General features: G+C 59.0%; 23 protein-coding genes. 4 read left to right on the top strand and 19 right to left on the bottom strand.

The features are described from left to right. Position 1: 1 nt before the first annotated feature. The 16 genes from MSL71_RS00510 to MSL71_RS00435 form a co-directional block, all read right to left on the bottom strand. Positions 2 to 208, bottom strand: a complete 207-nt coding sequence (locus MSL71_RS00510; protein WP_180136731.1) for a tail protein X — start codon at positions 206 to 208, stop codon at positions 2 to 4. Further along, complete coding sequence (locus tag MSL71_RS00505; protein WP_180136730.1) at positions 205 to 642, bottom strand: phage tail protein; 438 nt, start codon at positions 640 to 642, stop codon at positions 205 to 207. Before MSL71_RS00505 ends, MSL71_RS00510 begins: the two co-directional genes overlap by 4 nt. Continuing rightward, positions 635 to 2,935 (bottom strand): hypothetical protein, encoded by a 2,301-nt coding sequence (locus MSL71_RS00500; RefSeq protein ID WP_180136729.1) that lies wholly within the window; start codon positions 2,933 to 2,935, stop codon positions 635 to 637. The genes MSL71_RS00505 and MSL71_RS00500 overlap by 8 nt, the downstream gene beginning before the upstream one ends. 492 nt (positions 2,936 to 3,427) lie before the next feature. Continuing rightward, the gene (locus tag MSL71_RS00495; protein ID WP_180136728.1) at positions 3,428 to 3,673 is read right to left on the bottom strand and encodes a phage tail assembly protein; all 246 of its coding nucleotides are present in this window, start codon (positions 3,671 to 3,673) and stop codon (positions 3,428 to 3,430) included. A gap of 330 nt (positions 3,674 to 4,003) precedes the next feature. Next, positions 4,004 to 4,507, bottom strand: a complete 504-nt coding sequence (locus MSL71_RS00490) for a phage major tail tube protein (RefSeq protein ID WP_180136727.1) — start codon at positions 4,505 to 4,507, stop codon at positions 4,004 to 4,006. A 307-nt stretch (positions 4,508 to 4,814) separates the two neighbouring features. Next, the gene (locus MSL71_RS00485; RefSeq protein WP_180136726.1) at positions 4,815 to 6,002 is read right to left on the bottom strand and encodes a phage tail sheath subtilisin-like domain-containing protein; all 1,188 of its coding nucleotides are present in this window, start codon (positions 6,000 to 6,002) and stop codon (positions 4,815 to 4,817) included. Between the two features lie 54 nt (positions 6,003 to 6,056). Next, on the bottom strand, positions 6,057 to 6,506 hold the full coding sequence (locus MSL71_RS00480) for a tail fiber assembly protein (protein WP_180136725.1): 450 nt from the start codon (positions 6,504 to 6,506) through the stop codon (positions 6,057 to 6,059). Continuing rightward, positions 6,507 to 7,673 (bottom strand): phage tail protein, encoded by a 1,167-nt coding sequence (locus tag MSL71_RS00475; protein ID WP_180136724.1) that lies wholly within the window; start codon positions 7,671 to 7,673, stop codon positions 6,507 to 6,509. Positions 7,674 to 7,683: 10 nt separating this feature from the next. Continuing rightward, complete coding sequence (locus MSL71_RS00470) at positions 7,684 to 8,253, bottom strand: phage tail protein I (RefSeq protein ID WP_180136723.1); 570 nt, start codon at positions 8,251 to 8,253, stop codon at positions 7,684 to 7,686. After that, complete coding sequence (locus tag MSL71_RS00465; protein ID WP_218950912.1) at positions 8,250 to 9,143, bottom strand: baseplate assembly protein; 894 nt, start codon at positions 9,141 to 9,143, stop codon at positions 8,250 to 8,252. The genes MSL71_RS00470 and MSL71_RS00465 overlap by 4 nt, the downstream gene beginning before the upstream one ends. Continuing rightward, complete coding sequence (locus tag MSL71_RS00460) at positions 9,140 to 9,496, bottom strand: GPW/gp25 family protein (protein WP_218950911.1); 357 nt, start codon at positions 9,494 to 9,496, stop codon at positions 9,140 to 9,142. The genes MSL71_RS00465 and MSL71_RS00460 overlap by 4 nt, the downstream gene beginning before the upstream one ends. Positions 9,497 to 9,749: 253 nt before the next feature. Next, positions 9,750 to 9,965, bottom strand: coding sequence for a hypothetical protein (locus MSL71_RS00455; RefSeq protein WP_180136722.1), 216 nt, complete (start codon positions 9,963 to 9,965; stop codon positions 9,750 to 9,752). Positions 9,966 to 9,975: 10 nt separating this feature from the next. Next, positions 9,976 to 10,551, bottom strand: a complete 576-nt coding sequence (locus tag MSL71_RS00450; protein WP_180136721.1) for a phage baseplate assembly protein V — start codon at positions 10,549 to 10,551, stop codon at positions 9,976 to 9,978. Beyond that, a complete protein-coding gene (locus tag MSL71_RS00445) occupies positions 10,548 to 11,081 on the bottom strand; it encodes a hypothetical protein (RefSeq protein ID WP_180136720.1) in 534 nt (177 codons plus the stop codon). Before MSL71_RS00445 ends, MSL71_RS00450 begins: the two co-directional genes overlap by 4 nt. 145 nt (positions 11,082 to 11,226) lie before the next feature. Further along, complete coding sequence (locus MSL71_RS00440) at positions 11,227 to 11,577, bottom strand: hypothetical protein (protein WP_180136719.1); 351 nt, start codon at positions 11,575 to 11,577, stop codon at positions 11,227 to 11,229. A 781-nt stretch (positions 11,578 to 12,358) separates the two neighbouring features. Continuing rightward, on the bottom strand, positions 12,359 to 12,793 hold the full coding sequence (locus tag MSL71_RS00435) for a Mor transcription activator family protein (protein ID WP_180136718.1): 435 nt from the start codon (positions 12,791 to 12,793) through the stop codon (positions 12,359 to 12,361). 237 nt (positions 12,794 to 13,030) lie between these two features. On the opposite strand from MSL71_RS00435, the gene MSL71_RS00430 reads away from it, so the two are divergent. After that, complete coding sequence (locus MSL71_RS00430; RefSeq protein ID WP_281374405.1) at positions 13,031 to 13,840, top strand: XRE family transcriptional regulator; 810 nt, start codon at positions 13,031 to 13,033, stop codon at positions 13,838 to 13,840. An 11-nt stretch (positions 13,841 to 13,851) separates the two neighbouring features. Continuing rightward, positions 13,852 to 14,757 carry an EF-P lysine aminoacylase EpmA gene (gene epmA / locus MSL71_RS00425; RefSeq protein WP_246317675.1) on the top strand — a complete coding sequence of 302 codons (906 nt, stop codon included), beginning with the start codon at positions 13,852 to 13,854 and terminating at the stop codon, positions 14,755 to 14,757. A gap of 818 nt (positions 14,758 to 15,575) precedes the next feature. Here the strand turns inward: epmA and MSL71_RS00420 are convergent. Continuing rightward, positions 15,576 to 16,295: a pseudouridine synthase gene (locus MSL71_RS00420; protein ID WP_180136716.1), complete on the bottom strand. Its 720-nt coding sequence runs from the start codon at positions 16,293 to 16,295 to the stop codon at positions 15,576 to 15,578. 410 nt (positions 16,296 to 16,705) lie between these two features. Then, positions 16,706 to 17,680 (bottom strand): class I SAM-dependent methyltransferase, encoded by a 975-nt coding sequence (locus MSL71_RS00415; protein WP_180136715.1) that lies wholly within the window; start codon positions 17,678 to 17,680, stop codon positions 16,706 to 16,708. Between the two features lie 558 nt (positions 17,681 to 18,238). On the opposite strand from MSL71_RS00415, the gene MSL71_RS00410 reads away from it, so the two are divergent. Continuing rightward, positions 18,239 to 20,077 (top strand): glycerophosphodiester phosphodiesterase family protein, encoded by a 1,839-nt coding sequence (locus tag MSL71_RS00410; RefSeq protein ID WP_180136714.1) that lies wholly within the window; start codon positions 18,239 to 18,241, stop codon positions 20,075 to 20,077. Positions 20,078 to 20,332: 255 nt separating this feature from the next. Continuing rightward, positions 20,333 to 20,710: a translation initiation factor Sui1 gene (locus tag MSL71_RS00405; protein WP_180136713.1), complete on the top strand. Its 378-nt coding sequence runs from the start codon at positions 20,333 to 20,335 to the stop codon at positions 20,708 to 20,710. 146 nt (positions 20,711 to 20,856) lie between these two features. Here the strand turns inward: MSL71_RS00405 and MSL71_RS00400 are convergent, their stop codons facing one another. Then, on the bottom strand, positions 20,857 to 22,428 hold the full coding sequence (locus tag MSL71_RS00400; protein ID WP_180136712.1) for an alanine/glycine:cation symporter family protein: 1,572 nt from the start codon (positions 22,426 to 22,428) through the stop codon (positions 20,857 to 20,859). Positions 22,429 to 22,880 lie beyond the last annotated feature (452 nt).

Raw genomic sequence — 22,880 nt, 5'->3', positions numbered from 1 at the left:
ATCACTCCCACAATCTGATGGGGGCCTCGGTGACGGGCCCTGTGATGGTCGGAAGGGTTACGGTGAGCCCGGCAGGGAGCCTCGGGCCCCAGGCGGCAAGGCCGGGGTTGGCTTCAAGGGTCTCTTCCACCGTGCCGCAGGTGGTGCCGTAAAAGCGGTACACCACCTCGTCGAGTATGTCGTTGTCTTTGGTCTGGTAATGGGTCATTTGTCGTCTCCATAGGCGGACAGGGTCATGCGAAAGGTCTGTTTCCGCGGGATACCGTTGGGCAGAAAAAAGGTCTGGGTCTCTTCGATGCTCTCAATGCACCAGCGTCCCCGGGTGTTGCCGAACCCGTCGGCCAGGTGCAGGGGTTTCCCTTTTTTTGCCTCCTTGCGCATGGCGTCAAGCTGACCCAGGCCCCCTTTGTACGTGGGGTAAATGGTTCCGGACAGCTCGATGGTCTCCTTGCCCATGCCCGTGAACTTCAGGGCCGGTCGACGTCCGCTTCGGCTCTTTTCGGTCCAGGTGTAGGGGGTGGTGCGCCGGAGTTCCTGATAGGCCGCTGTGTCCACGGCAAACTTGTAGCCACCCAGGGCCATCATCAGGTGCTCTTTGACGCGCTGCTCTTCTTTTTCCTCTTTGGTCAGGTTCTTAGTCATAAAGCCTCCGTGCCTGTTCGTGTTTCAGGTGGCGCAGGACCTCCTGGGCCAGTTCCCGAGTGGATTGCCCTTCGGCGCCGTAGACATAGATGTTGATGGGGCCGCCGCCGGCAGAGGTCCGTTTTTTTGATTTATTCCTGGTGGCCTGTGCCCTTTTGTCGGGGCCTCCGGATGCCTTTTGGCGTTTGTTCACCTTGGACTTCCGGACTGGTTTGGGCTTTGATGCCGTGCTCCCCGGTTTCGGGGTGTTGCCGATGCGTGCTCCGCCGGTGCTCTTGGCAAGGGCCGTACCCGGTTTGGTCTTTCCTGCAGCTTTTGCGCTCTTTTTGTCTTTGGGAGGTGCCTCTTTCTCCTTGGGCTCTTCACCTTCGGATTTCTTTTTCCTGGAAAAAATTCCTGAAAGTGTTTTCCAGACAGCGCCGATGACCTTGAAGGTGGGCATGAGCCAGCCCAGGACGCCTTTGACTAACCCCATAATGCCCCCAAAGAGCCCTTTGAAAAATGCACCCAGGGGTTTCCAGAATTTGATGATGAGCACCGCGGCCATGGCGATCCCGGCGATGGCAATGCCGATGGGGTTGGCCATGAAGGCAGCGGACAGGGCGCGGATGCCTCCGGCCATCATGGGGATCACTCTGCCTGCAAAGCCCATGAAGGTGCCCCCCAGGGCCTTGACTCCCGAGCCCATGGAGAGGAGCTTGGTGGCAACGCCCCCGATGGGGCCGCCCATGCCGGACATGGTGGTGAGACCCGTTTTCACCATGTCCAGGCCTTGTCTGGTGTTTCCCCAGATGGCCTTTGCGGTTTCGGCTTTTTCCTGAACGGCGTCGATGCCGCTGCCCACGTTGGAGAGCATGGATTGCAGGGGGGCAAATTGCGCAGGAAGGCCCAGGTCCATGTGTGCCACCTGGCCGATGCGCCCCAGGGTTGTCTCAAAGGCGGCCGTGGCTTTTTTTGCGTTTTGGAAGATGTCGCCGGGTGCTTTTTTGCTTTTTCCCCCGGCCTTGCCCGATGCATTTTCTTCACCCTTTTTTGACCCGCCGAGTCCCTGTTTTAGGCCTGCCCACACGTTTTTCGCTGCGTCCACACCCTCTTTGGCGCTGTCCCAGGCTTCTTGGGCGCTTGCCGCTTTCTCCTGAAGGGATCCCAACCCGTCGCTAAAATCGGTGACAACCGTGGTGAGGGGGGCAAGGCTTGCAGGTAGGGTGATGTCGCCGGTGTCCAGCCCTTTGAGGGAGCCCAGGGCGGTCTGGAAGGAAGAGGCCGCCGTCCCGATGCCCTGGAACACGGATCCGGGCGTGCCGGAGGGGTTTTCCGTATTCTCAGCATCCTCCCCGTTTTTGGCTGATTTTTTACCAAAGCCTTGTTTCAGGGATGCCCATGCATTTTTGGCCGCGTCGACGCCTTCTTTGGCGCTACTCCAGACCTCCTGTGCGGTGGCCGCTTTGTCCTGGATGGATTCCAGGCCCTCACCGAAATCAGTGACCACGGTGGTCAGGGGGGCAAGGCTTGCAGGTAGGGTGATCTCCCCGGAACCCAACTCCTGGATGGAGCCCAGGGCTGATTGAAAGGAACCTGCCGTGGCTTGAATGCTTTGAAGGATGCTTCCGTCGGGTGCTGTATCGGCGTCTCCCAAGCCCTGTTGCAGGGATGCCAGGGCGCTTTGCGCCGCGTCCATGCCTTCGTTTGCACTGTCCCAGGCTTCAACCGCCGTGTCTGCGCTCTCGGTGATGACCGTAAAGGCCGAGCCCAGTTTGGAGGCCGCCGCTGTCACACGCTCAAGGGCTGTGCCGGGCTTGGCAGGACCGTCTGCGTCACCGGCCTCTTTTTTCGTTTTACCCGGTTTTTTCTGTCGCTTTGTCTTGGCGGTTTTAGCTGGTGCCTGTGAATCTGCTTTGGGCTGGCTGTCCTTTGTTTTTCCTCTGAGGGCCTTAACAGCCGCGAAAGCCGAGCCTACACCGCCCTTGGCTTTTTCCCAGGCTTCCTGTGCCAGTTCTCCGGTCTCTTGAAGGGGGGCCACCGCCTTGCCCAGGTCCGTGATGATGGGTGCAAGGGAGCTTAAGGCATCACTCACGGGCGTTTTGGGTTGTTTCGGAGTGGCCGTAAGGGCGGCGCCCGGCATGTTTTTTTTTGCCTTCCCGGTGGCGCCTTGCGTACTGGAAAGGCCAAGGGAGAACCCCTTAAGGCTTTGCCCAACGCGGCTGATCTGATCAATCACGGCTTCACCCGCGGCCACCATGGCCTGTGCGGCCGAGGTGCCCGTGGGGAGCGTGAGCGTGTCTGTGGATGCCATCTGTTTTTCCTCAGTAAGCAGGGCAGGCCCAGGATCACGAATGCTCCGGGGTTCGTTCCTCACCCTTGCACATTCGCTGACGGGCTAAGCCCATGCCCAACAGTAAAGTTTATGTCGGTTTCTTTAGTTAGCCCGGAGATCGCTTCGAGTTATATGAACCCGGCGGTTAGACGCATAACTGTCGTGTAACGATTTTACGTTGGCCTGTGTTGGGTATTCAGTTGCCGGGTTAATATGCTTCGTGCGAAGCCCGATCCGAAGGCCGTTGCGTCTTGACCCGAGGAACGAGGGACAAAGCGCAACGGCAATCCGCTTTCGAGGTGGCTCACCTCGCCGCCGGAGGCTGTTTTTAAGCCCGTCGTTATTCCAGGGCTTCCCTCAGGGCCTGGTGCCATGCCAGGAGTTCTTCGCCGTCGAGTTCCAGAAGCTCGCCCAACCCCCAGCCTGTGTGGGTGGCGATGTCGAGGGTGAGGGCTCTGGCTGCGGACGGGCTTAGGATAAAAAATCCTGGTAGGTTTTCTGGAGCTCGGCGTAGTCCGCCATGTCCAGCTCCTGGATGAGGTCCGGGGTGACTTCACAGAGGTTGGCAAAGACGTGGATTTCGCGCTCGGCGTCGCTTTTGCCTTTTTTTTCTCCAATGAGCATGTCCCGCACCTTGGGACGTCGCATGGAAAGGGCCGTGGTTTCGATGCCGTTGAGGGTCACGGGGAATGTGAGGGTGAGGGTGGTGGTGTTCATGGGTGTCTCCTTATATAAAAATAGAGTCGATTCAATCGTGTGTTTATTGAGGCAGACGCAGGCTTGAGAGATGTCCTACGGTGGCTGTCGGCTTTTCAGGATTCGTAAAAGGCCCGTGGTGAGCCAAGATAGTTGGAGCGCCGCACTCCTGTGCGGCTTTTTTTGGGTGCGGCGCTCCTTAAACGAACACATGGGGCGCTGCCGTTCAGGGTATGCCGGTTTCACCAGCACAGCCGACACCATATATAAAACCTGTTTGGCAAACCCGATTTTTATAAATCAGGCAAAAGGTTGGCCCCCGGCAGGGCCGCCGGAGGCGTTTAACCTTATTTACTTAAATCCCAACGCCTGGCGCTGTTCGAGGAGCTGGTCTACGCCGTTGATTTTGCGGACCATGTTCTCCACGTCGAGTTCGATGAGGACAGTGCCCGCGATGGTGAGCTTGTAGTAGCGAAGGGCCACAGAGGCTTTGAGGGAGGTGTCGTCCCCGGCTTTCCAGGAGCCTGCGTCCAGTTCTTTGAAGCCGCCCTGGAGGTTGATGATGATCTCATCGGTGCCTTCATCGTTCTGGCGGGCACCGCGGAGGGTGAGGCTCACGGCTTTTCCGTTCACCAGGCCGAATTTTTTGTAGATCGCTTCGCTGTATTCACCAAAGGTGAGGGTGGCTTCGAGCTTTTCCATGCCCATGTCCACCTCAACAGGGGCGTCCATGCCGCCAGCGCGGAGCTCTTCGGTTTTGAGGGTGAGCTTGGGGAGTTCGAGCTCGGTAATCTTACCTGCGTAGCCGAATCCGTCCACAAAGGCGGTAAAGTTCTTTAATTTTTTAGGCAACATAAGGTGTCTCCTTGTTTGGGTAAGGCTCTCCCGGCCCCATTTCGTGGGGATGTTGGGAAGGGCCTGTGTGTGTTGGGGTTATGACCCGGTCTGATTCAGGCAGAGTCGGGTGATGGATAGTTGCGCGGTTATGTCACCACCGGTGATGTTCCGCGGGCGAAGCCCGTCAGCGAATGTGACGCCCCTGAGGAATCCGCCTTCGTCCATGGCAAGGTATTGTTACCTGCTCAACGTCAATGGGCTACGGCGCGACAAGCGAAGGGACGGAGCATTCGCGAACTTGGGGTCCAGGGGATATATCCCCTGGTTATGAGGCAGAAAGAACCTGGTTCACCAGCTCGGTGTAGTGCCCGTTGTCCCTGTGGGCTCGGAAGGTGAGGTGCTCCAGGGGCGCAGGGGGTTCGATGTCGAAGTCCAGGTAGAGCTTGCCCGCCATGAGCTGTTCCTGGCTGTTGAGCTCAGGGTCGAGCCAGCAGGAGCCGCCGAGGATGGCGCCCACGGCTTTGAGGTGCCGGAGGTAGGAGCCCACGCTCTCCTGGATGTCCAGAACGAGGTTGGCGCTCATGGGCCGGTCCATGGCCCAGAGGAAGGCTTCCTCGATGCTCTCGTAGATCATGTCCGCGGTGCGGCGCACGGAGAGGAAGGCCCACATGGGGTCGGTGGCCGTGGTGCGGTTGCCCCAGAGGCGGTAGCCGTTCTTCTGAACGATGGTGGCCACGCACTTCTCATTGAGGCGGTTGGCCTCGGAGGCGGGGTCGCTCATGTGAAAGGCCACGGGCCGCGCCGTGCCCACAATGCCGTTGACGGGCTGGTTGGAGGGGCTCCACCAGAAGCCCTTTTCCGCGTCCCGTTTGGCGATCATGCCCGCAACCCTTGCCGAAGCGGGCTGCACCGCATTGGCCTTGGTGGCGGGGTCCCACACCTTGACGCCAGGGTCCACCACAAACACGCGGTCGCTGCCCAGGGTCTCCCGATAGGCGATGGCATCGGTGGCGTTTGTGTTGGGGCCGTCGGCAATGACAACGGCCCGCATTTTTTCGGCCAGGCCCTGGAGTTCGGCCACCACGGGGTTGGCGTCATCTCCTGTGCGGGTGCCGGTAAAGCCGGGGGCGCAGAGGAGACGGGGGCTTGCCTTGACAACGCTTTCCGCGGCCAGAAAGGCATGAACGCCGGTGCCGGTGGACGAATCGCCCAGGACATTGGTGAGGGTGGCTGCGTCATCGGCGCCTTCGTCCACGCGCACCACTACCACCATGGCTCCGGCCTGGTCAAAGATGGCGTCCAGGGCCGCCTTGAGGGTGCCCTTGTCCCCCAGGGGAGCTGCCGCCCTGGGCGTACCGGGGATCAGGACAGGGGTGTTGACGGGAAAAAGGGCATTGTCGGCGTCGGGTGCCGTGCCGATGAGGCCGATGACCGCGCTCTTGACGGTGCGAATGGGCCGGGTGCCGTCGTCGATCTCAATGGTTTCAATGCCGTGCAGGAATGTTTCGCTCATAATGCTTGTCTCCTTGTGTGTTGATATCTCTCGTGGGTGCCGGTAATCCGGCGGTTAACCGTTATTGGTTGCGTCGTATGGTGTCGGCCTGGGGGGCTGCTCCGGCCAGGGTACCTCACCCTCGGGCCAGGGAAATCCGGGCTGGTCCGGCAGGGTGCACAGGGCATCGGCCCAGGCGTGCCAGGCATTCCGCTGCCGGGTATAGTAGGCCCGGGCATCTGGGGCATCCCTGTTGTTGTCTATCCAGCGTGTGAGTTGTTGGATGGCGGGGCTGTATGCCTCTGAAATCTTGGTGTCGCGTTCAAATCGGAGAGTCTCTTTTAGTTCGGCAATTGTTGCTGATATGCTTTGCAATACAGGGGTTTCATTCTCCCATATAAGCCATTTATCTTCGGGAATAGGTCGAAACAAAAAATGTCCATCAGGGAATTTCAGAGCGTCAGTTACTTCATGGATTCCGGGAATCAACTCGCAGTGTGTTTCTCGATCAATGTATCGTGTCATTTATTTCCCCTTTGCAAACCACCAGACTATTCGGCCATTACCCGAATAGTTATCAATGAATAATTGACCATGGCATCCTCCATTGGTGGGTGCCCCATACGAAGTATAAGCCCTGCTTTTTCGATATGTTGAATGAGCATTGTAATTGCTTGATGATACGCCTGAAACTGCGGTTAATGTTTCGCATTTGTTCGGAAATCTTATTGGGAACGTCACATCAACTTTTGCCGTTGGGACGCATGTAGGTGGGTCCACTTTCCCCCCTTGGAAAATTGTTCCGTCAGGAAGTATTTCCCACCATCCATAGGCATTTTCGCCAGACCGATAGTTGTTAGCTTCTAACGCCATATCATGAGCAATTTTTACAGCCGCAGAGGTAGCAAGATGTTCGCTTGAATCATTTATTACTGAATCGCTTATCGCGTTGGGGATATTTCCAAGGCCGACTTGGGCCGGAGTGTGTGTATGGGGTGACGGTGGAAATACTATCGGCTTCTCTTTGATATTCTCCCACGTCCTCACCGACTCCCACCACGCCTTGAGCCTCGCAGGCACCACCACCTTCACCGCGCTTTCACCTGCATCCACTTCATCCTGGGTGGCAATGGCTGCCGTGCCGCGCTTTGTTTCCGTAGCCTGATCCGTCTTATCATCAAGTGCCTCCCGGATATCCCGATGTGATTCTCCATGCTTATTGTGGGCAGAAATCTTTCGATCCACGTCCCCGTTGCTGGCCACCACCAGCGGGTCCACTGTGAGGCTGATGCTGTCGGCATTTTCAAAGTGGACGGGGATGCGGATGACCATGTCCCGCCCTGATCCATCTGCTGCCACAGGTTTTGGGGTGTCGGGGAAGTTGCCGACAATGCACAGGGTTCCGCTTTCGTCTTTGAGGCCCACCTCACGGACAGTGAAGGGGCCCGCGTCCAAAGGCACGGCAAATTCGTAGACAAAGGCATTCTCGTCTGTGCGGCTTTGGGTGATGCTGGAGATGGGGCCTTCCCATACAGGGCTTTTAAGGTCGGTCATTCCCTTGGTGGGAATCACGGGGTTGCCGCCACCGTCTCCCACCACCGCCGTCGGCATGGTAAATTTTTTATCCTGGGCAATCGAGGCGCCGATTTGTTGCAGCCCGGCGTCGGTCCACAGGGTGTAGAAATCTGACATGATGCTCCTTTTATCTGACGTCGTCCCCTAAGCCGATGCGGCCCAGGGGGTAGATTGTGGTGACGATGCCCGAGGCCGTGGCCGCCGAAAACAGAGGCTTTTGTGTCAGGCCCTCGGGGATCAGTGAAATGGTTCTTAACTGACTCCGCGCGTTTTTTGCACGGTTTACCAGGGCAGACACCTCATCGTAGGTGGCGTTGTCCACGGCGTATCCGGCGGGTACCTTCACCACGAGGTCAAAGGTGCCAGGGGTACTCTCCTCGGAGTACTTTTCCCACCATTCCTCGACCTCCACCCGGAAGCCCAAAGCAGAAAGAGCGTCTTCCACGGCGCGTCGTGTTCCCTTGGTGCGGTGGAGGGCCGGGCTGTTTTTGATGACCCGTCGCTTCTGGTCCTTGGTCCAGGCAGGATCCCAGGTGTCCACGGACAGGGCCCAGGCCAGCCAGGGCAGGGTTTCCTTTAAGCACGTGGTCGGGTCCCAGAGGTGGCCCGTGGGCACGGGCAGGCTCTCCAGCCGGGCAGCAAGCACTGCGTCCAGGGCCCGTTCCAGCCGGGTGCTGTTGGGAGGCAGGATGCTCATGCGATTACCTCCAGGTTCGTGCAGTAGGCGGCCTGGTGGGCGAGGGCAGGAATGTCCGCCGTGGGGCTCGTCAAGGTGACCTTGCGTACCCCGGGCTGGTGGAGGGCTGCATAGATCCCTGAGAGGGTGATGCCGTCTCCCAGCCGGTGGTGGGATCGTACGTAGTCCTTCACGGCATCCCGGGCTGCGTTGGTTGCCACCTGGGTGTCCGGCCCGTCGTAAAAGGCCAGGGTGGCATGGATGGCGTAGGGTAAAATGGTTGCCTTTTTTACGGTGACCTCGTCGGTTAAGGGCCGCACATCGCCGTCGGCAAGGGCCGTTTCCACCGCCTGGACTACTGCGTCAGATGGGGTTCCGTTTCCTTCTCGGCCCAGCACGGTCACCTCCACCTTGCAGGGGCCGGGGTTGGTGACGGACGCGTCCCGGCATCCGGGCACCTTAAGGGCAGCATAGAGGTAGGCACCTTCGGGCCCGGCCACGGAAAAACTCTCCGGGGCCATCTGGAGGCGTCGCCGGAATTCGTCGTCGCTCTCCAGAACAGGGGGCACCGGGGGGACGGCATTGGGATCCCCGGGGTGGATCACCTTTCGAACAGCCGGGGTAAGGGCGGCCAGGTTGTCAAGATCGCTGCCCACGGCATAGGCGAGCATCACGGCCCGGGCGCTGTCGTTGATGCGCTGGCGGAGCAGAAGTTCCCTGTAGGCACCGGCTTCCAGAAGCTTCACCACGGGGTCGGACTCCAGGTCCAGCAGGGGGGCGTCTTCCGCATGGCCCCAGTGGTCTCGAAACGTGGCTTTCCACTGGTCCAAAATGGTTTCGTAGCTCAGTTCCTCGACAACGTCGGGGGCCGGGAGCCGGGTCAGGTCAATGGTCGGCAGGGCATGGCTCATTGGACTATCACTCCTTCCATGAGGATCTCCTTGCCCAGGGGAAGGTAGTCTCCCCGCAGGCTGAGGGTGAGTTGGCCGGGCCCTGCGGAGACGGACTCCACACGGGTCAGGCGAAAACGGGTTTCCCAGGTGGCCAGGGCTTCGGCCACGGCGGCGAAGATCTCCACATTGAGCCCCGGGGTCATGGGGGCGTGCATGAGCTCCGGGAGCCGGGAGCCGTAGTCCCGCCGCATGACCCGGGAACCCAGGGGCGTTGAGAGGATGTCGCCGATGCTCTGTTTCAAGTGGTCGTAACCGGAGAGTCGGGCGCCGGTTTCAGCGTCCATCCCCACGGCGGGGATCGTGTCGGGCATTGTTTCTCCTTTTAAAATTGCTTTCTCTGGTTAAGGTGCGCAGGAAAAGCGTGCCTCCGGCGGCCAGGGGTTTTTTGGCCTAAGTGGCTTCGCCACCCCTGGATCCCAGGTTGCGAATGCCCTCTCCCTTCGTTCCTCAGGGCGAGGACATTCGCGAAGGCTTGTGGGAAATTGAGCTAAACCTGTTTGTCAAACCCAAGGCATCTAAATTGGCAAAAGTTTGGCCCCCGGCAGGGCCGCCGGAGGCTTGCCCTTATGAGATGTTGCCGGAGTGCTCGCCATCCGGGGCACCGGAGGTGGTTGTGACCACGGCGTGGGCGGTGATTTCGTCGATGATGCCCTGGCACAGGGCTTCCAGGCTTTTTTGGGCAAAGGCCTGGGCCTGTGCCGGATCGGACGCCTGTACCGGCTCCAGGGCTCCTTGTCGGGTTCGGATGGCGTCTGCCATGCCTTTGGCTGTCATGGCCATGTGGCCTCCTTTACTTGGTTGAGGTGACGCTTGCGGACACGTGGACATGGGGGGTGCCTGTAAAAGGACAGAGGCAGTGTCCGTTTACCGTGCCCAGGCAGGCCCCTGTGCCGTCTCCGTCGTGGATAATGCCCCCGGATCCTTTGACGGTTACCTTGCCCCCGGAGGTGAGGGAGGCATCTCCGTTGCATGTGCCCTCCATGGTGCCGGGGATGGTGGCGGAGAGGGCATGAGCCTCCCGGTCGTACTGGGTGACGGCACCGTCCTGGTAAGCGGTGCGGTGAACGGTCTTAACGTCTGCGGGTGCAGGAAACGCGTCCCTGGGAATGCCGGGAAGTGCCACCCCCAGGGCCGGGTCCCCGCAGGGGCAAAGGAGCATCACCTGTTCTCCGGGTTCCGGGGCCCACCACTGGCTGTCGGGGCCTGCCCGGCGGGTGAGCCAGGGAAGCCAGTCCGTGACAATTCCCCCTGACGCCACCCGGACGCGGGCTGTTTTTTCATCCAGTTCCTGGACCGTGCCCACGAGGAGCAGGCTTCGGAGGCGTCGTTCCAGTTCAGCGATGCGGTACTCCAGTTCGGTCATCATGGGGTCACCTCCAGGGTTGTGTAGTCGTCTTCATGGCCCGGGCCGATGTTGGGGGCCTGGCCCGTGAAGAGGCGGGTGGGATGCTGCGCCGGGGAGGTCCAGAGGGATTCGCCCAGGCGCAGCATCTGGTTCCAGGTGAGGGTCCAGACAGCCCGTTCTCCGGAGGCCAGGGGGTGGGAGGGGCACCCCCTGGCCTCGACTCCCCCGGCGGGGTGGGCGCTGGCCAACCCCCAGGTGGTGCCGGGAATATGAGCAAGGAGTCCTTCCACCAGGTTGAGGAGGGTGGCGTCCGGGGTGACGGGGCCCGCGATCACCGCCTCCAGGGAGAGGGGAAGGTCCCACTCACCGGTGGCCGTCTCCTGGGCGGTATCGGCTCCGGCAAGGGCGATCCAGGCACGGGGCCCGTCGTCTCCGCCTTCAGGGATCGTCTCGGGAGCGAGGTCGCCCAGGCAGGGGGTGCACGCGGCCAGTCCGGGAAAAGTGCGGGTGAGGTCCGCGCAGATGGCGCGAAGCAAAGATGCGATGTGCATGGGGCTCTCCTTATGGATGACGGAATGTTGTCTCACTCCGTCAGGTTTTTGGGGTTGATCGCTCACTGATGGGTGCCATTCTACGCAACCCCCGGTATCGTTGGGTTTCAAACGTTTCACTGCAAACAGGGCGGGACATTTTTTGTTAATGGTCGTTCAGCAGGTGGGCCTGAATCATGTCCACGGCACCTTTGACTCCGTCCATCTTGCCGGAGAGACCGGCCACCTGCTCGGCCATGTCGTTGAGCCGGTCGTAGACCGCGGCGAGGTCTTCGTGGGAGAGGGCGTGGGCCATGTCGGTTTCCAGGCGGGTGATTCGCCCGTCCATCTGAGTTTTTGCCTTATCAAGCCGTCGGGCGAGCTCTTTGAGTTCCTGGGCCTTGGCATTGAGCCGGGAGTTGAACCAGACGTAGAGGCTCACGGCCAGGGTGATGAGGTACTGGACGATGTTGAACCAGAACCGGAGGGATGCGTAATCAGTGGGGTGCTGCTCCATAAGGTCTCCTTGGGATGTGTGGTGATGTTGGTTGAAAAGCAGGGTGCTTTACGATTTTTGCCCGTGGAGGGGCGGTGCAGAGTAAACCACGGCATGGGATGGAGGTGGGGTTGAAGGGTTTAAAAAAAGGGAAGCATGGCAAGGTTGGTTGTTCTCACACGTTGTGCGTTGTTTTCGTAGGATGGGCAAAGCGGAGCGTGCCCATCATCGGGCAGTGAGCCGTCGGATGACCATGTGGGAGCGGCATTTCATAAGGGGTGATGCTGGGTAGGAACCAAAAATATATGGGGCGATGGGCCAACTGCCGTGCCCGATGGGCACGGCACCACCTTTGCCCATCCTACATGTAGCGCGTGGTTTTCGTATGATGGGCAAAGCGGAGCGTGCCCATCATCGGGCAGTGAGCCGTCGGATGACCATGTGGGAGCGGCACTTCATAAGGGGTGATGCTGGGTAGGAACCAAAAATATATGGGCGATGCGCCAACCGCCGTGCCCGATGGGCACGGCACCACCTTTGCCCATCCTACATGTAGCGCGTGGTTTTCGTAGGATGGGCAAAGCAGAGCGTGCCCATCATCGGGCAGTGAGCCGTCGGATGACCATGTGGGAGCGGTACTTCATAAGGGGTGATGCTGGGCAGGAACCAAAAATATATGGGGCGATGCGCCAACCGCCGTGCCCCATGGGCACGGCACCACCTTTGCCCATCCAACATGTTGCGCGTGGCTTTTGTCGGATGGGCAAAGCGAAGCGTGCCCATCATGGGGCATTAAATGGGATCAGGACCAGGCGAGGGGTTCCCGGCTTTTTGTCTGGCGCAGGGCGCGCTGCTTTTTGATGATGTTGTAGATCTGGGCGGTGGTGAGTTTACTCCTTGCGGCCAGCTCCCGGTGGTTGTCGCCGGTGAAGGCGTTGTAGATGGCCGCGTCCCGGATGGCCCGCTTGAGGCGGTCGTCCCGGGGCAGGTAGATGCTGCGGCCGCCCAGGTGGTGGGAGAGGACCACCACGATGTCCTGGGCGTGGGTCATGGCCTGGTCCGGGTCCATGTGTTCGCGGGTTTCCAGGTGGTCCGTGAGTACGTCCACAAGTTCAGTGAGAAGGGCGGGCCAGATACGGGGGGCGCTTCGGATGACGGGGTCCATGGCGTCCATGATGTGGTCGGTGTCCATCATGTCGGGGGAAAAGGTCTCGGGAGTGAGGGGCTGCTTGTTCAAGGTGTGTCTCCAGTGCTTCGGGTGATGGATGGGTTCCGTGTGTACGTCACCAAACAGTTCGGGCGCCTGGCCGGGCCGTCGGGGTTTCATGGTTGGTATAACCAAAGGAATTGTGGTACGGTTGGGCCGTTACGTCCAAAGTTTGGAAAAGAATAACCAATAAACATTGGTTTATCAACAATAAAATTGGGTGTCACACAAAAAGATGTGCGTGTGGTGGCCCCCTGAGGCATAACCATGAAAAATAATGAAAAAAACAGCCAGGAGCCCTATCCGGCAGGGAGTAAGGGAAGCGGTCACGGGGCGGGTACCTCGACGGGTAACCAGGAATTTGGTGATCGTCTTAAGATGTCACGTGAAAAACTTGGCCTGAGCCAGGCCGGGTTAGGGAAAAAAATTGGTGTGACCACCACCACCGTACAGAATTACGAGTACGGCGGCTCACCCAAAGGGGATGTGCTGGTACGCATGGCCGAGGTCCTCGGATGCTCTCTGGACTGGCTGCTCCTGGGCCAGGGAACCCACGGCGGGGCTTTGGCTGTGGAAGGCGACGGCACCTTTTCGGCCGAAGGCGTTGTGGGTCGAAATGGCGGCGAGTTCACGGTCCCCGTCCTTGAAGAACCCAACACCGACAATTACAACTGGGTCCCCATGGTGGAGGCGGAACTTTCGGCCGGGGGCGGTTCTCTTATGGCCAGCGAGCGCATCCGGGACTACTACGCTTTTCGAAAGCGCTTTATCGCCAACATCGCCACCTCCCCGAAAAATTTGGTGCTCATGCGCGTCTCCGGGGACTCCATGGACCCTGAGATCCGCAACGGGGCCACGGTGATGATCGACCTGGGCCGTCGCAAGATCAAAAACAACTGCATCTTTGCCCTGGGCTTTGAAGACACCATCATCATCAAAGAGCTGGAACGGCTCCCCGAAGGCCGGGTCCGCATCATCTCCAAGAATCGGGATGAGTACCCCGCCTACGAGGCAGAAGCCAACTCCCTGCGCATCATCGGCCAGGTGATCTGGGGCGATCGACTCTACCCCATTTAAAGGATCCCGCCATGAAGATTCATATGGAAAACCTTCGCCGACGTGGGCAGATTACAGCTTCGGTGCGCCGTTTTTTTGAGGAGAAAGGGTACCTGGAGGTGGAGACGCCGTTGTGGGTTCCGGCTCCCATCCCCGAGGCCCACATCGACCCCCTGGAGGCTGGAAACGGTTATCTCCAGGCTTCGCCGGAGCTGTGCATGAAACGGCTCCTGGCCGCCGGGTCCGGGCCTATTTTCCAGATCACCAAGGCGTTCAGAAAAGGGGAACGGGGAGCAAAGCACATCCCGGAGATGACCATGCTGGAGTGGTACACCCCCGGCGCGGACTACGAGTCCCTCATGGCCGACTGCCAAGGGCTCTTCCTTGCTGTGGCCCAGGACCTGGGCCTGGGAACCACCCTTCGGGTCAAGGGACATTCCATCCACCTGGATCGGCCCTGGAAACGACTGACCGTCAAGGACGCATATTCTCTTTATGGCTCCGAGCCCATGGACCAGGCCCTTTCTGGAGACCGGTTCGACGAGGTCATGGGCCTTGAGGTGGAGCCTCGCCTCTGCGGCGACACCCCGGTGATCCTTTGCGACTACCCCGCCCCCATGGCCGCCCTGGCCAAAAGGAAAGAGTCGGATCCTTCGGTTGCCGAGCGCTTCGAACTCTACGTGGAAGGCCTGGAGCTGGCCAACGGCTTTACCGAACTCACCGACGCCGACGAGCAGCGCAAGCGTTTTGAAGAGGAAGTGGCCCTTCGCAAGCGCCTGAACAAATCCACCTGGCCCGTCCCCGAAGCCTTTCTCAACGACTTGCCCCACATGCCCCCCTCGGCCGGCATTGCCCTGGGTATGGATCGCCTTGCCATGCTCTTCTGCGGCGCCGAGACCATCGACGAGGTGCTCACCTTTCCGCCTGAAAGCCTGTAAGAAAACGGAAAAAAACTGTAACTATTCAGCTATGCCTCCGGCGGGTCGCTTTTTTAAAAAAAAACTCCGCAAAAAACTTTTCTAAGGCACCCGCGCTACGTTTTGATCGCCCTTCAGGGCGATCAAAACGTAGCGCGGGTGCGAAAATGTCGAAATTGTTTCGGCGTAGCCTGGAAGGCTTACTTAAGACCTGTTTGTCAAACTTTTTAAAAGTTTGGCCCTCGGCAGGGCCGCCGGAGGCAATTTTGAGCTGAATAGTTACAAAAAACTTTCGGTGGCCAAGGGCTGATCCCTTGGCCACCCAGGTTCGCGAATGCTCCCGGCCTTCGTTCCTCAGGCCGATCACATTCGCTGATGGGCTTTGCCCGTGTCATTCTCTAAGGGTCTGGAGCGCCGCACTCCGTGCGGCATACGTATCGCACCAGTAAAAAAGCCGCACAGGCGTGCGGCGCTCCAGAAGGGGCTGATGCGGCATTTTTGAACGGCTTGCATTGCGAAGTGTCTGCGGCATGAGAACACGCACAAACCCCACAAAAATGCCGCCATGCTTCACCCCGGGTAACGAGGGGGAAAGCATGGCGGCAACCAGCTTTCGAGGTGGCTCACCTCACTGCCGGAGTTATTCCGGTTAAAGTCAAGCAAACCCCAAACGTTCTTCATCGTGTTTTTGACGAATGAAACGGGTCTCTCCTGCAAAGACCGTTGCCAGATGGTACACATCACGCGAATGCCTCGATAACGAAGGCCGAATGGTTGCCGCCATGCATTCGCCATGGGGTGTCAAGGTGCCCCCACCTTGCCGCCGGAGGCACGCTTTTTTATTCGTCTTCGGTCATGGCATGGATCTCGTCTTCGGTGAGTTCGCGGCAGTGGCCTTCGGGCAGGTCTTCCGGGAGTTCGAGGCTGCCGATGCGGTCGCGGTGGAGTTTGACGACTTTGGCGCCCAGGGCTTCGAACATGCGGCGGACCTGGTGGAAGCGTCCTTCGTGGATGAGGAGTGTAGCGCGGCCCCTTCCTGAGTCGTCCGGGTCGCTGAGGGTCAGGGTGGCGGGGAGGCAGGGGCGGTCGTCGTCGGGGAGGGGCAGGCCCTTTTCCACCTGGGCCACCGCGTCCTTCGCCAGGGTGCCCTCAAAGACGACGCGGTAGCGTTTGCCCACTTTTTTGTTGGGGTGCACCAGGCGGTGGAGGAGCTGTCCGTCGGTGCTTAAGATGAGCAGGCCGGAGGTGTAGCGGTCCAGTCGCCCGGCTGATTTGGGTTCGGCCTGTTGCCATATCTCGGGAATCAGGTCGTAGATCAGGGGGGATTCGGACGGGTTGTGGCTGCACGAATAGCCTTCGGGTTTGTGCAGCATGAGGTGGACCTCTGTGGGAGGCAGCTCGACCTTTTCTCCGTTGACCAGCACATCCATGGGATCCACCTGCCTCTTGGCGCTGGTCTCGACCTCTCCTTGAACCGTCACCTGCTTGCGTTTGAGAAGCGCTTTCACATCTTTGCGTGTGCCGTACCCGCAATGGGCCAGCAGTTTATCCAGTCTCATGGTGTGCCTTCTATGGTTAAAATGGGTGGAAAAAGCAGGCCTCCGGCGGCGAGGTGAGCCACCTCGAAAGCATATAGCCCTTGCGCTTTGTCCCTCGTTCCTCGGGCCAAAGCGCAAGGGCCTTCGGCTCGGGCTTCGCCCGACATAAACCCTTATGGGTCTGCGGGCTGGCTCACAAGCTTCGACGTCACAGGATACGCTTTTGTTACATGTCCATTGTGGATTTAACCACACTGCCTCCGGCGGCCCTGCCGGGGGGCAAACTTTTAAAAAGTTTGACAAACAGGTCTTAAGCAAGCCTTTCCACGCTCCGCCGAAATAATTTTCATTTTTTCACATTACAAAAGTTTTTTGCGGAGCTTTTTTTCAAAAAAACGACCCGCCGGAGGCCATATCTGTCTGGCAACTCTTCAGCACCTTGCCTGCCAGACGTGGAACCTGGGGCTCTCTTTCAATCGCGTGACTTTGGAAAAACTCTCCTCAAGCCACCTCTTGACCGGGACCTGACGCTGGACAACCAGGGTGAGGCTGTTGCAGCGGCCCGGGGCTTGCCGGATCAGGGCTTCCAGGATGCCGAAATCCTCGGAGACCCCTTTGTGGATGGGCGGGTTGCTGACGATCATGTCCCATGGCCCTTGCCCCTCCAGGGCATGCCATCCGTCGCCCAGGTGGGTGTGGGCCTCGGGCACATTGATGTGTGTGGCCTCAACGGCCAGGGCGTCGGCGTCCGATGCGTCCACGTGGCTGGCACCCCGGGCAAGGAGGCCCGCGGTGAGGACCCCGGTTCCGCAGCCGAAGTCCAGGACGCGCCCCTGGACGTCAAGGCCGTCCAGAAGCAGGGCCGTTGCTTCGTCTACCCCGCCTTTGGCAAAGAGGCCCGGGTAGGTGACCCACGGCAGGGTCTGGCCGTCGAGGGCCAGTTGGCCGTGCTGTGTCCACTGTGCCAGGGAGGCCTTCATTTTTTTGGGGCCTTTGGCCTGTATAAGGCGGCATTTCTGGCGGTAGCTGACGGTGTCGATCTCGTCGAAAAGGTCGGCAAGCATTTTGGGAACGGACTTGATTCCCTCGTCGTTGGCACCATAGATATAGAGTTCGCCGTCCGGGGCCAGGGCCCCGCCAAGGGCGTGAACCGCCATCTCCACGGCGAGGCGCCCTTTGGGCAACCGCAGGGTGGCCGCATCAAAGGGGCCCGGGGACGGCCAGGCTTGGCCGGCTCGCTCGCCAGAGGACCAGCGGCTCCAGAATTCGGCTCCAAGGGCCTTTGCCAGCCTCTCGTCTTCGGCGACCAGGGTTGTTTGGGGAAGCCCGGGGAGCTCGTCCAAAGCGAACCTGCTGACGTGCTCTTCGTGCAGGTCGGCACGTTTGTTCATGCGATTTTTTTTCATAACATATGTTTCCCGGGAATAATCCGTTTCTTAGGGGTTGCGGCGGCGAACGTATGGCAGCCGTGTCCATGCGTTTGTCAATGTATTGTCCGAACTCTTTAAGCAATGTGGCAGAGATCGTCAATAGCGGACACCCTTTTCTTCCACGGATTTAAGGAATGGATCCGTGGCGGCTGATATGACTGGAAATTGAATATGGCGAAGTCTTGTGGGGGGCGTCGTCAAGGGGGGGGCGGCATGTAGGTGATGACCGCTCATCTGCCCAGGAAAACAGCCTGTTGTTCTCTGAGAGATGTCTGGTTAACCACTTAAAATAGCATGGGATGTGCTTAATAATATGTTTGATTGTATAAACATTATTTGTGATAATCAACGGCGAAATATAACGTGAAACTGACGAAATCTACATCAGAAATTCCATTGTTTCGGGTAGGTCGAAGGTCAACAAGCAACGGGCTCAGGCAAACCTGGCATTCATCCGCGCAACGGATCCTGCAAATCATCCGAGATATGCCTTAGGTGCACGAGCCCCAACCAAATCAGAGAAGGAGGCACAGGATGAAGGTGAAACACGCGCTTTGGATCGGCTTGATGGTGTTGGTGGCCCTGGGCGCCATGGGCTGTGATTCGGACCTGACACCGGAGAACACGGTGATTGTGGTCTCGGACGGGGTGACCGGCGGCCCGGACGGGGCCGGTGAGGTGCTGCCCAACGCCATGGTGTACAAGGTCGCTGATGCGGCGAAGGTCTCCTTTGCCGATCTGGTTTTTGCGGAAAAAGTGGAAGGGGCCCATGTGGGCTTTGCGGTGAGGGCCTTTGGCGAGACCGACTGGGTTCCCCTCATGGCAGATCCGATCCTTACGGATGGAGACGGCCGAGCCCGTCTCTCCTCCCTGAAGGAGAGGCTTCCGGCGTCCTATCTTGAAGCGGCCCCTGTGACCCTTCAGCTCCAGGCCCGGGTCTATTTCAGCGAGACCGAGTACACAGCCGACAACCTGGGCATCGTCCGGGTGCTTTCCGAGGATGCGGAGCTTAACCCCGGCATGATCGCCGCGGATCATGACAACACCATCCACGCCACCGGCGGTCTCAACGCCCTTCAGGACTGGGTGGATTTTCTCAACGTGTTCCAGGGGGACTGGCCTTACGTGGACGACACGGTGGAATCAGTGATTCCCGCCCTCATGGATGAGGGCAACGACCTTGTCATCGTCACAGGGATGTTCCCGGAGCTTCGCTACGCCTGCAGGGCCCAGATGATGAGCCACTTTGAAACGGGCGACCACCGCACCATCCCCATCATCGTCAAGGAAGACATGCTTTTTGAGCACAGCAACACCTTTAAAAAAGAGTGCCTGAAGATTTTGAAGGATCTCTACGGCGGCGCCAATGCCCGGGGCATGGTGGGGGACACCGTGCGGCAGGATGGTTACGGGGCCGTGGCGAACAGGATACTTTACGTTCCCTTTCAGATCCATTACGAGCCTGATTTCTGGCTCCTCGACACCGAAGGGTACGGTTGGATCCACCCGGACACCATTGCCTGGGACTGGGCCGAGGTGGGTGAGAAGATTGCAGAGGGGATCGTGGTTCCGGACAACTACTTTCTGAAGCACCACACAGGCTTTAAGAACATCGCCCACAGGGGCGGCGGCGAGCTGGCACCTGAAAACACCCTGGTGGCCTACCGAAACTCCCTGGCCGAAGGGGCAGACACCCTGGAAGGGGACGTGCACATGACCTCCGACGGGGTGGTTGTGGTCTCCCACGACGAGACCGTGGACCGCTGCACCGACGGCACCGGGGCCATTGCCGGCATGACCCTGGCCCAGGTCAAAGCCCTGGATGCGGGGTACCGGTTTACCCCGGACGACGGGGCCACCTACCCCTGGCGCGGCAAGGGTCTGACCCTGCCCACCCTGGAGGACGTCTTTACGGACGGTGAGCTCAGCGGCGCCCCTATGGTCCTTGAGATCAAGCAGGAAGGAGGGGTTATCGTGGACAAGGTGCTGGACCTCATCGAGGCCTACACCATGCAGGACAAGCTGATTCTGGGTGGTTTTGATCAGTCGACCCTGGATCTGATCAAGGCAAAGGCCCATGAGCGGGGCCTTGCCATCAAGACGATTTTTCCCACCGAAGGGGTGCTTGAGTTTACTTTTACCCCCACGGCCATCATGAAAAAAGAGGACTACGAAATGCCCGCCGACGTTCTCTGCCTCCCGGCCGCCATGATGAGCCAGGCTCTCATGGCCAAAATCCGCATCCTCGGCATGAAGTGTTATGTCTGGACCGTCAACACCGAGATCGAGATGAAACGCCAGATGGAGTGGTTCAAGGTGGACGGCATCATGACCGACAACCCGAAGCGCCTCGATGCCCTTATGGCGCCCTGACCGGGACGCGGCTGTTCAGCAGCATGACAGGGGCTTGATGCGCCACATCGCACCAGCAGGAAAGGGCAGTCTGTTTCTCTGAAACCGGTTGCCCTTTTTGTTTGTGATTTTCCCTCCGGGTGCAAAGTGGGGTACCTTGAAGCCCTTTGGCCCTTAGCCTTTCATTTGCTATTATGCTATGACCGCCAGAGCGGTTTAAATCCCCTGGCCCGGCCGGGGGCAACAGATGTGACCACAAGACACGGGAGAATGGCAATGGGCGGTGATTCCAACAGCCGACTGGTGTATTCCACGGAGACGGGCAGGGTCTGTCCCTCCTGCGGCAAGCCGGTGAAGAGCTGTACCTGCAGGAAAAAGAAGAAGGGGACCCCGGCTGACCCTGCGGTGAAGCAGGACGGCGTGGTTCGCGTCATGCGCGAGACCAAGGGCCGCAAAGGCAAAGGCATGAGCCTGGTGACGGGCATTCCCGGTGATGCGGCCGAGCTCAAGGCCGTTGCTAAGGACCTGAAGCAGCTTTGCGGCACCGGCGGCAGCGTGAAAAACGGGGTCATCGAGATTCAGGGGGACCACCGGGACAAGCTGGTGGAGGCGCTGAAAGCCAAGGGGTTTACCGTGAAAAAAGCGGGGGGATAAAGATGCGCTCGTAAGGAGTGGCTGTGGTTTGACGGACCAAAAGAAAAAACGGGAAGGGGCTTTTTAAAGCCCCTTCCCGTTTTTTTATGGGCGAGAGAAGGGATAAACGCAGGTCACATCACAAGGGAGTGAAGATGGACCGTTGTTTAACGAGAGGTTGCCATGGCTGGCTTACTGGCTTTGGTGGCGACCAGCTTGCGCTTCTCTCTGGAGGAAAGGATTTTTCCTGAGTTCAGGCGTGCGAGGTAGTTGTTCAGCTCCTCTTTTACTTCAGGTGCCATGATGTAGAGGCCGATGATGTTGGGGATACAGACCACGAAGATGAGGGCGTCGGCAATGTTGACGACGTACTTCAGGTTGATCATGGCCCCCGACCAGTAGACCAGGCAGTAGAAGATGTTGTAGCCAAGGCCCAGCTTGGGGTCTTCGCCCACGATGTATTCGAAGGCCTTCAGCCCGTAGTAGGCCCAGGAGACCGCGCAGGTGAATCCGAAGAGGATGGCGGCGAAGGTCAGGGGGTAGACGGCGAAGCTGAAGTGGCGCTCAAAGGCCCAGGAGCTCATGGGCATGCCCTGCAGGCCCATGTTGACGTACTCGGGCACGGCGATCATGGTGGTGACCACCACCAGGGCGGTGGCGAACTGAACCACGATGGTGTCGATGAAGGGCTCGATCATAGAGACAAAGCCTTCGGTGACGGGTTCATCGGTCTGGACGGCGGAGTGGGCGATGGCTGCGGTGCCCAGGCCGCATTCGTTGGAGAAGGCGGCGCGCTGGAATCCGATCATCATGGCGGCCGCGATACCGCCGCCGGCTGCTTTGGCGGTGAAGGCGTCGGCGATGATAAGCTTGATGGCGGGCAGGATGAAGGAGCCGTTGAGAAGGAGGACCATGGCCACCAGTGCGAGGTAGGTGAAGACCATGACGGGCACGATCCTGGTTGCCATGGAGGCAATGCGCTTCATGCCGCCGATGATGACGATGCCCACGATGACGGCACCGATGAGGCCCACGAGCCAGCCCAGGTGCATGATGGCGCCTTCGTTGTTGCACATGGTTTTAAGCTGGTTGTAGATCTGGTTGGACTGGAAGAGGTTGCCGATGCCCAGGCAGCCGAGGACTAGGCCCCAGGCGTAGAACTTGCCTACGAATTTTCCGAGCCCCTCCATGCCGCGGGCGGCCAGGCCCTGGGAAAGGTAGTACATGGGCCCGCCCTTGACCGTGCCGTCCTCTTTGTAGGTACGGTACTTGGTGGCCAGGGTGCACTCGGTGAACTTGGCGGACATGCCGATAAAGGCGGCGAACATCATCCAGAAGATGGCGCCGGGACCGCCGATCATGATGGCAATGGGGACACCGGCGATGTTGGACATACCCACGGTGCCGGAGATGGCGGAGCACAGGGCGCCGAAGTGGGACACCTCGCCTGCGGCGTGGTCGTCGATGTAGTCGCCTTTGGCCAGGCGGACGGCGTGTTTGAATCCGCGGATGTTGATGAATCCCAGGTAGCAAGTGCAGAAGAGGCCTGCGGAGATGAGGAGGCAGACGATCAAGGACCAGTCGTTGCCGAAGAGATGGACTTTGTAGAAGATAAAACCGGTGAGAAAATTAGAAATGGGCTCAAAGACGTGGTCGAGGCTGACCCCTTTTTTGGTTTCCGCAAAGGCGGGTGTCGCTGCCGCAAGGAGCAGGACGATCGCCTTGAATAAGAACTTCATAAATCCTCCAACGATGAAATGAATAACAGCAGATGGCGAACGCGACGAAGGAAAGGGGAGGGGTATCCGCCCGAAACGCTGCGTTGCGAATCGGTGAAAGGCCCATGCGACTGTTCCCGTAATCGTTCAGCCATCATGACCGGGCTCCGGTCATCGTTTCTCTTTTAACAGGATCCCCCAACCCTGCCCGTTCTGCGTCGAACGGGTTCTTAAAAGAGGAACATGTGATATGTTGGAGACGATTCTTAGCCAATATTGGCGCTGGAATCAATAGATATCTATTATCTGATACATCACGTATCAGTGAAGGGGTAAAATTTATTTATCGTAATGATATGAAAAAACAATCGATTGTCCGTTCTCCGGGGCAGGTTTCGAGGGGCTGCAAAAAAACGTTCAAGCCTGTTTCAAGGGGCCTTCGTACCGGAATGTGACCCTGAAAATGACGGTTT

The organism is Desulfoluna butyratoxydans (assembly GCF_900699765.1).
GTDB lineage: Bacteria > Desulfobacterota > Desulfobacteria > Desulfobacterales > Desulfolunaceae > Desulfoluna > Desulfoluna butyratoxydans.
Note: the sequence above shows the minus strand (reverse complement) of the source record. Positions and strands in the feature narration are given on the sequence as shown.

What these genes read in the sequence shown, in the direction of transcription:
- MSL71_RS00465 (WP_218950912.1), bottom strand. Translation starts at nt 9,143, where the DNA reads ATGAGCCATGCCCTGCCGACCATTGACCTGACCCGGCTCCCGGCCCCC.
- MSL71_RS00505 (WP_180136730.1), bottom strand. Translation starts at nt 642, where the DNA reads ATGACTAAGAACCTGACCAAAGAGGAAAAAGAAGAGCAGCGCGTCAAA.
- MSL71_RS00450 (WP_180136721.1), bottom strand. Translation starts at nt 10,551, where the DNA reads ATGATGACCGAACTGGAGTACCGCATCGCTGAACTGGAACGACGCCTC.
- MSL71_RS00440 (WP_180136719.1), bottom strand. Translation starts at nt 11,577, where the DNA reads ATGGAGCAGCACCCCACTGATTACGCATCCCTCCGGTTCTGGTTCAAC.
- MSL71_RS00405 (WP_180136713.1), top strand. Translation starts at nt 20,333, where the DNA reads ATGGGCGGTGATTCCAACAGCCGACTGGTGTATTCCACGGAGACGGGC.
- MSL71_RS00410 (WP_180136714.1), top strand. Translation starts at nt 18,239, where the DNA reads ATGAAGGTGAAACACGCGCTTTGGATCGGCTTGATGGTGTTGGTGGCC.
- MSL71_RS00400 (WP_180136712.1), bottom strand. Translation starts at nt 22,428, where the DNA reads ATGAAGTTCTTATTCAAGGCGATCGTCCTGCTCCTTGCGGCAGCGACA.
- MSL71_RS00415 (WP_180136715.1), bottom strand. Translation starts at nt 17,680, where the DNA reads ATGAAAAAAAATCGCATGAACAAACGTGCCGACCTGCACGAAGAGCAC.
- MSL71_RS00460 (WP_218950911.1), bottom strand. Translation starts at nt 9,496, where the DNA reads ATGCCCGACACGATCCCCGCCGTGGGGATGGACGCTGAAACCGGCGCC.
- MSL71_RS00480 (WP_180136725.1), bottom strand. Translation starts at nt 6,506, where the DNA reads ATGACACGATACATTGATCGAGAAACACACTGCGAGTTGATTCCCGGA.
- MSL71_RS00455 (WP_180136722.1), bottom strand. Translation starts at nt 9,965, where the DNA reads ATGGCCATGACAGCCAAAGGCATGGCAGACGCCATCCGAACCCGACAA.
- MSL71_RS00510 (WP_180136731.1), bottom strand. Translation starts at nt 208, where the DNA reads ATGACCCATTACCAGACCAAAGACAACGACATACTCGACGAGGTGGTG.
- MSL71_RS00475 (WP_180136724.1), bottom strand. Translation starts at nt 7,673, where the DNA reads ATGTCAGATTTCTACACCCTGTGGACCGACGCCGGGCTGCAACAAATC.
- epmA (WP_246317675.1), top strand. Translation starts at nt 13,852, where the DNA reads ATGAAGATTCATATGGAAAACCTTCGCCGACGTGGGCAGATTACAGCT.
- MSL71_RS00490 (WP_180136727.1), bottom strand. Translation starts at nt 4,507, where the DNA reads ATGTTGCCTAAAAAATTAAAGAACTTTACCGCCTTTGTGGACGGATTC.
- MSL71_RS00430 (WP_281374405.1), top strand. Translation starts at nt 13,031, where the DNA reads ATGAAAAATAATGAAAAAAACAGCCAGGAGCCCTATCCGGCAGGGAGT.
- MSL71_RS00485 (WP_180136726.1), bottom strand. Translation starts at nt 6,002, where the DNA reads ATGAGCGAAACATTCCTGCACGGCATTGAAACCATTGAGATCGACGAC.
- MSL71_RS00470 (WP_180136723.1), bottom strand. Translation starts at nt 8,253, where the DNA reads ATGAGCATCCTGCCTCCCAACAGCACCCGGCTGGAACGGGCCCTGGAC.
- MSL71_RS00500 (WP_180136729.1), bottom strand. Translation starts at nt 2,935, where the DNA reads ATGGCATCCACAGACACGCTCACGCTCCCCACGGGCACCTCGGCCGCA.
- MSL71_RS00420 (WP_180136716.1), bottom strand. Translation starts at nt 16,295, where the DNA reads ATGAGACTGGATAAACTGCTGGCCCATTGCGGGTACGGCACACGCAAA.
- MSL71_RS00495 (WP_180136728.1), bottom strand. Translation starts at nt 3,673, where the DNA reads ATGAACACCACCACCCTCACCCTCACATTCCCCGTGACCCTCAACGGC.
- MSL71_RS00445 (WP_180136720.1), bottom strand. Translation starts at nt 11,081, where the DNA reads ATGCACATCGCATCTTTGCTTCGCGCCATCTGCGCGGACCTCACCCGC.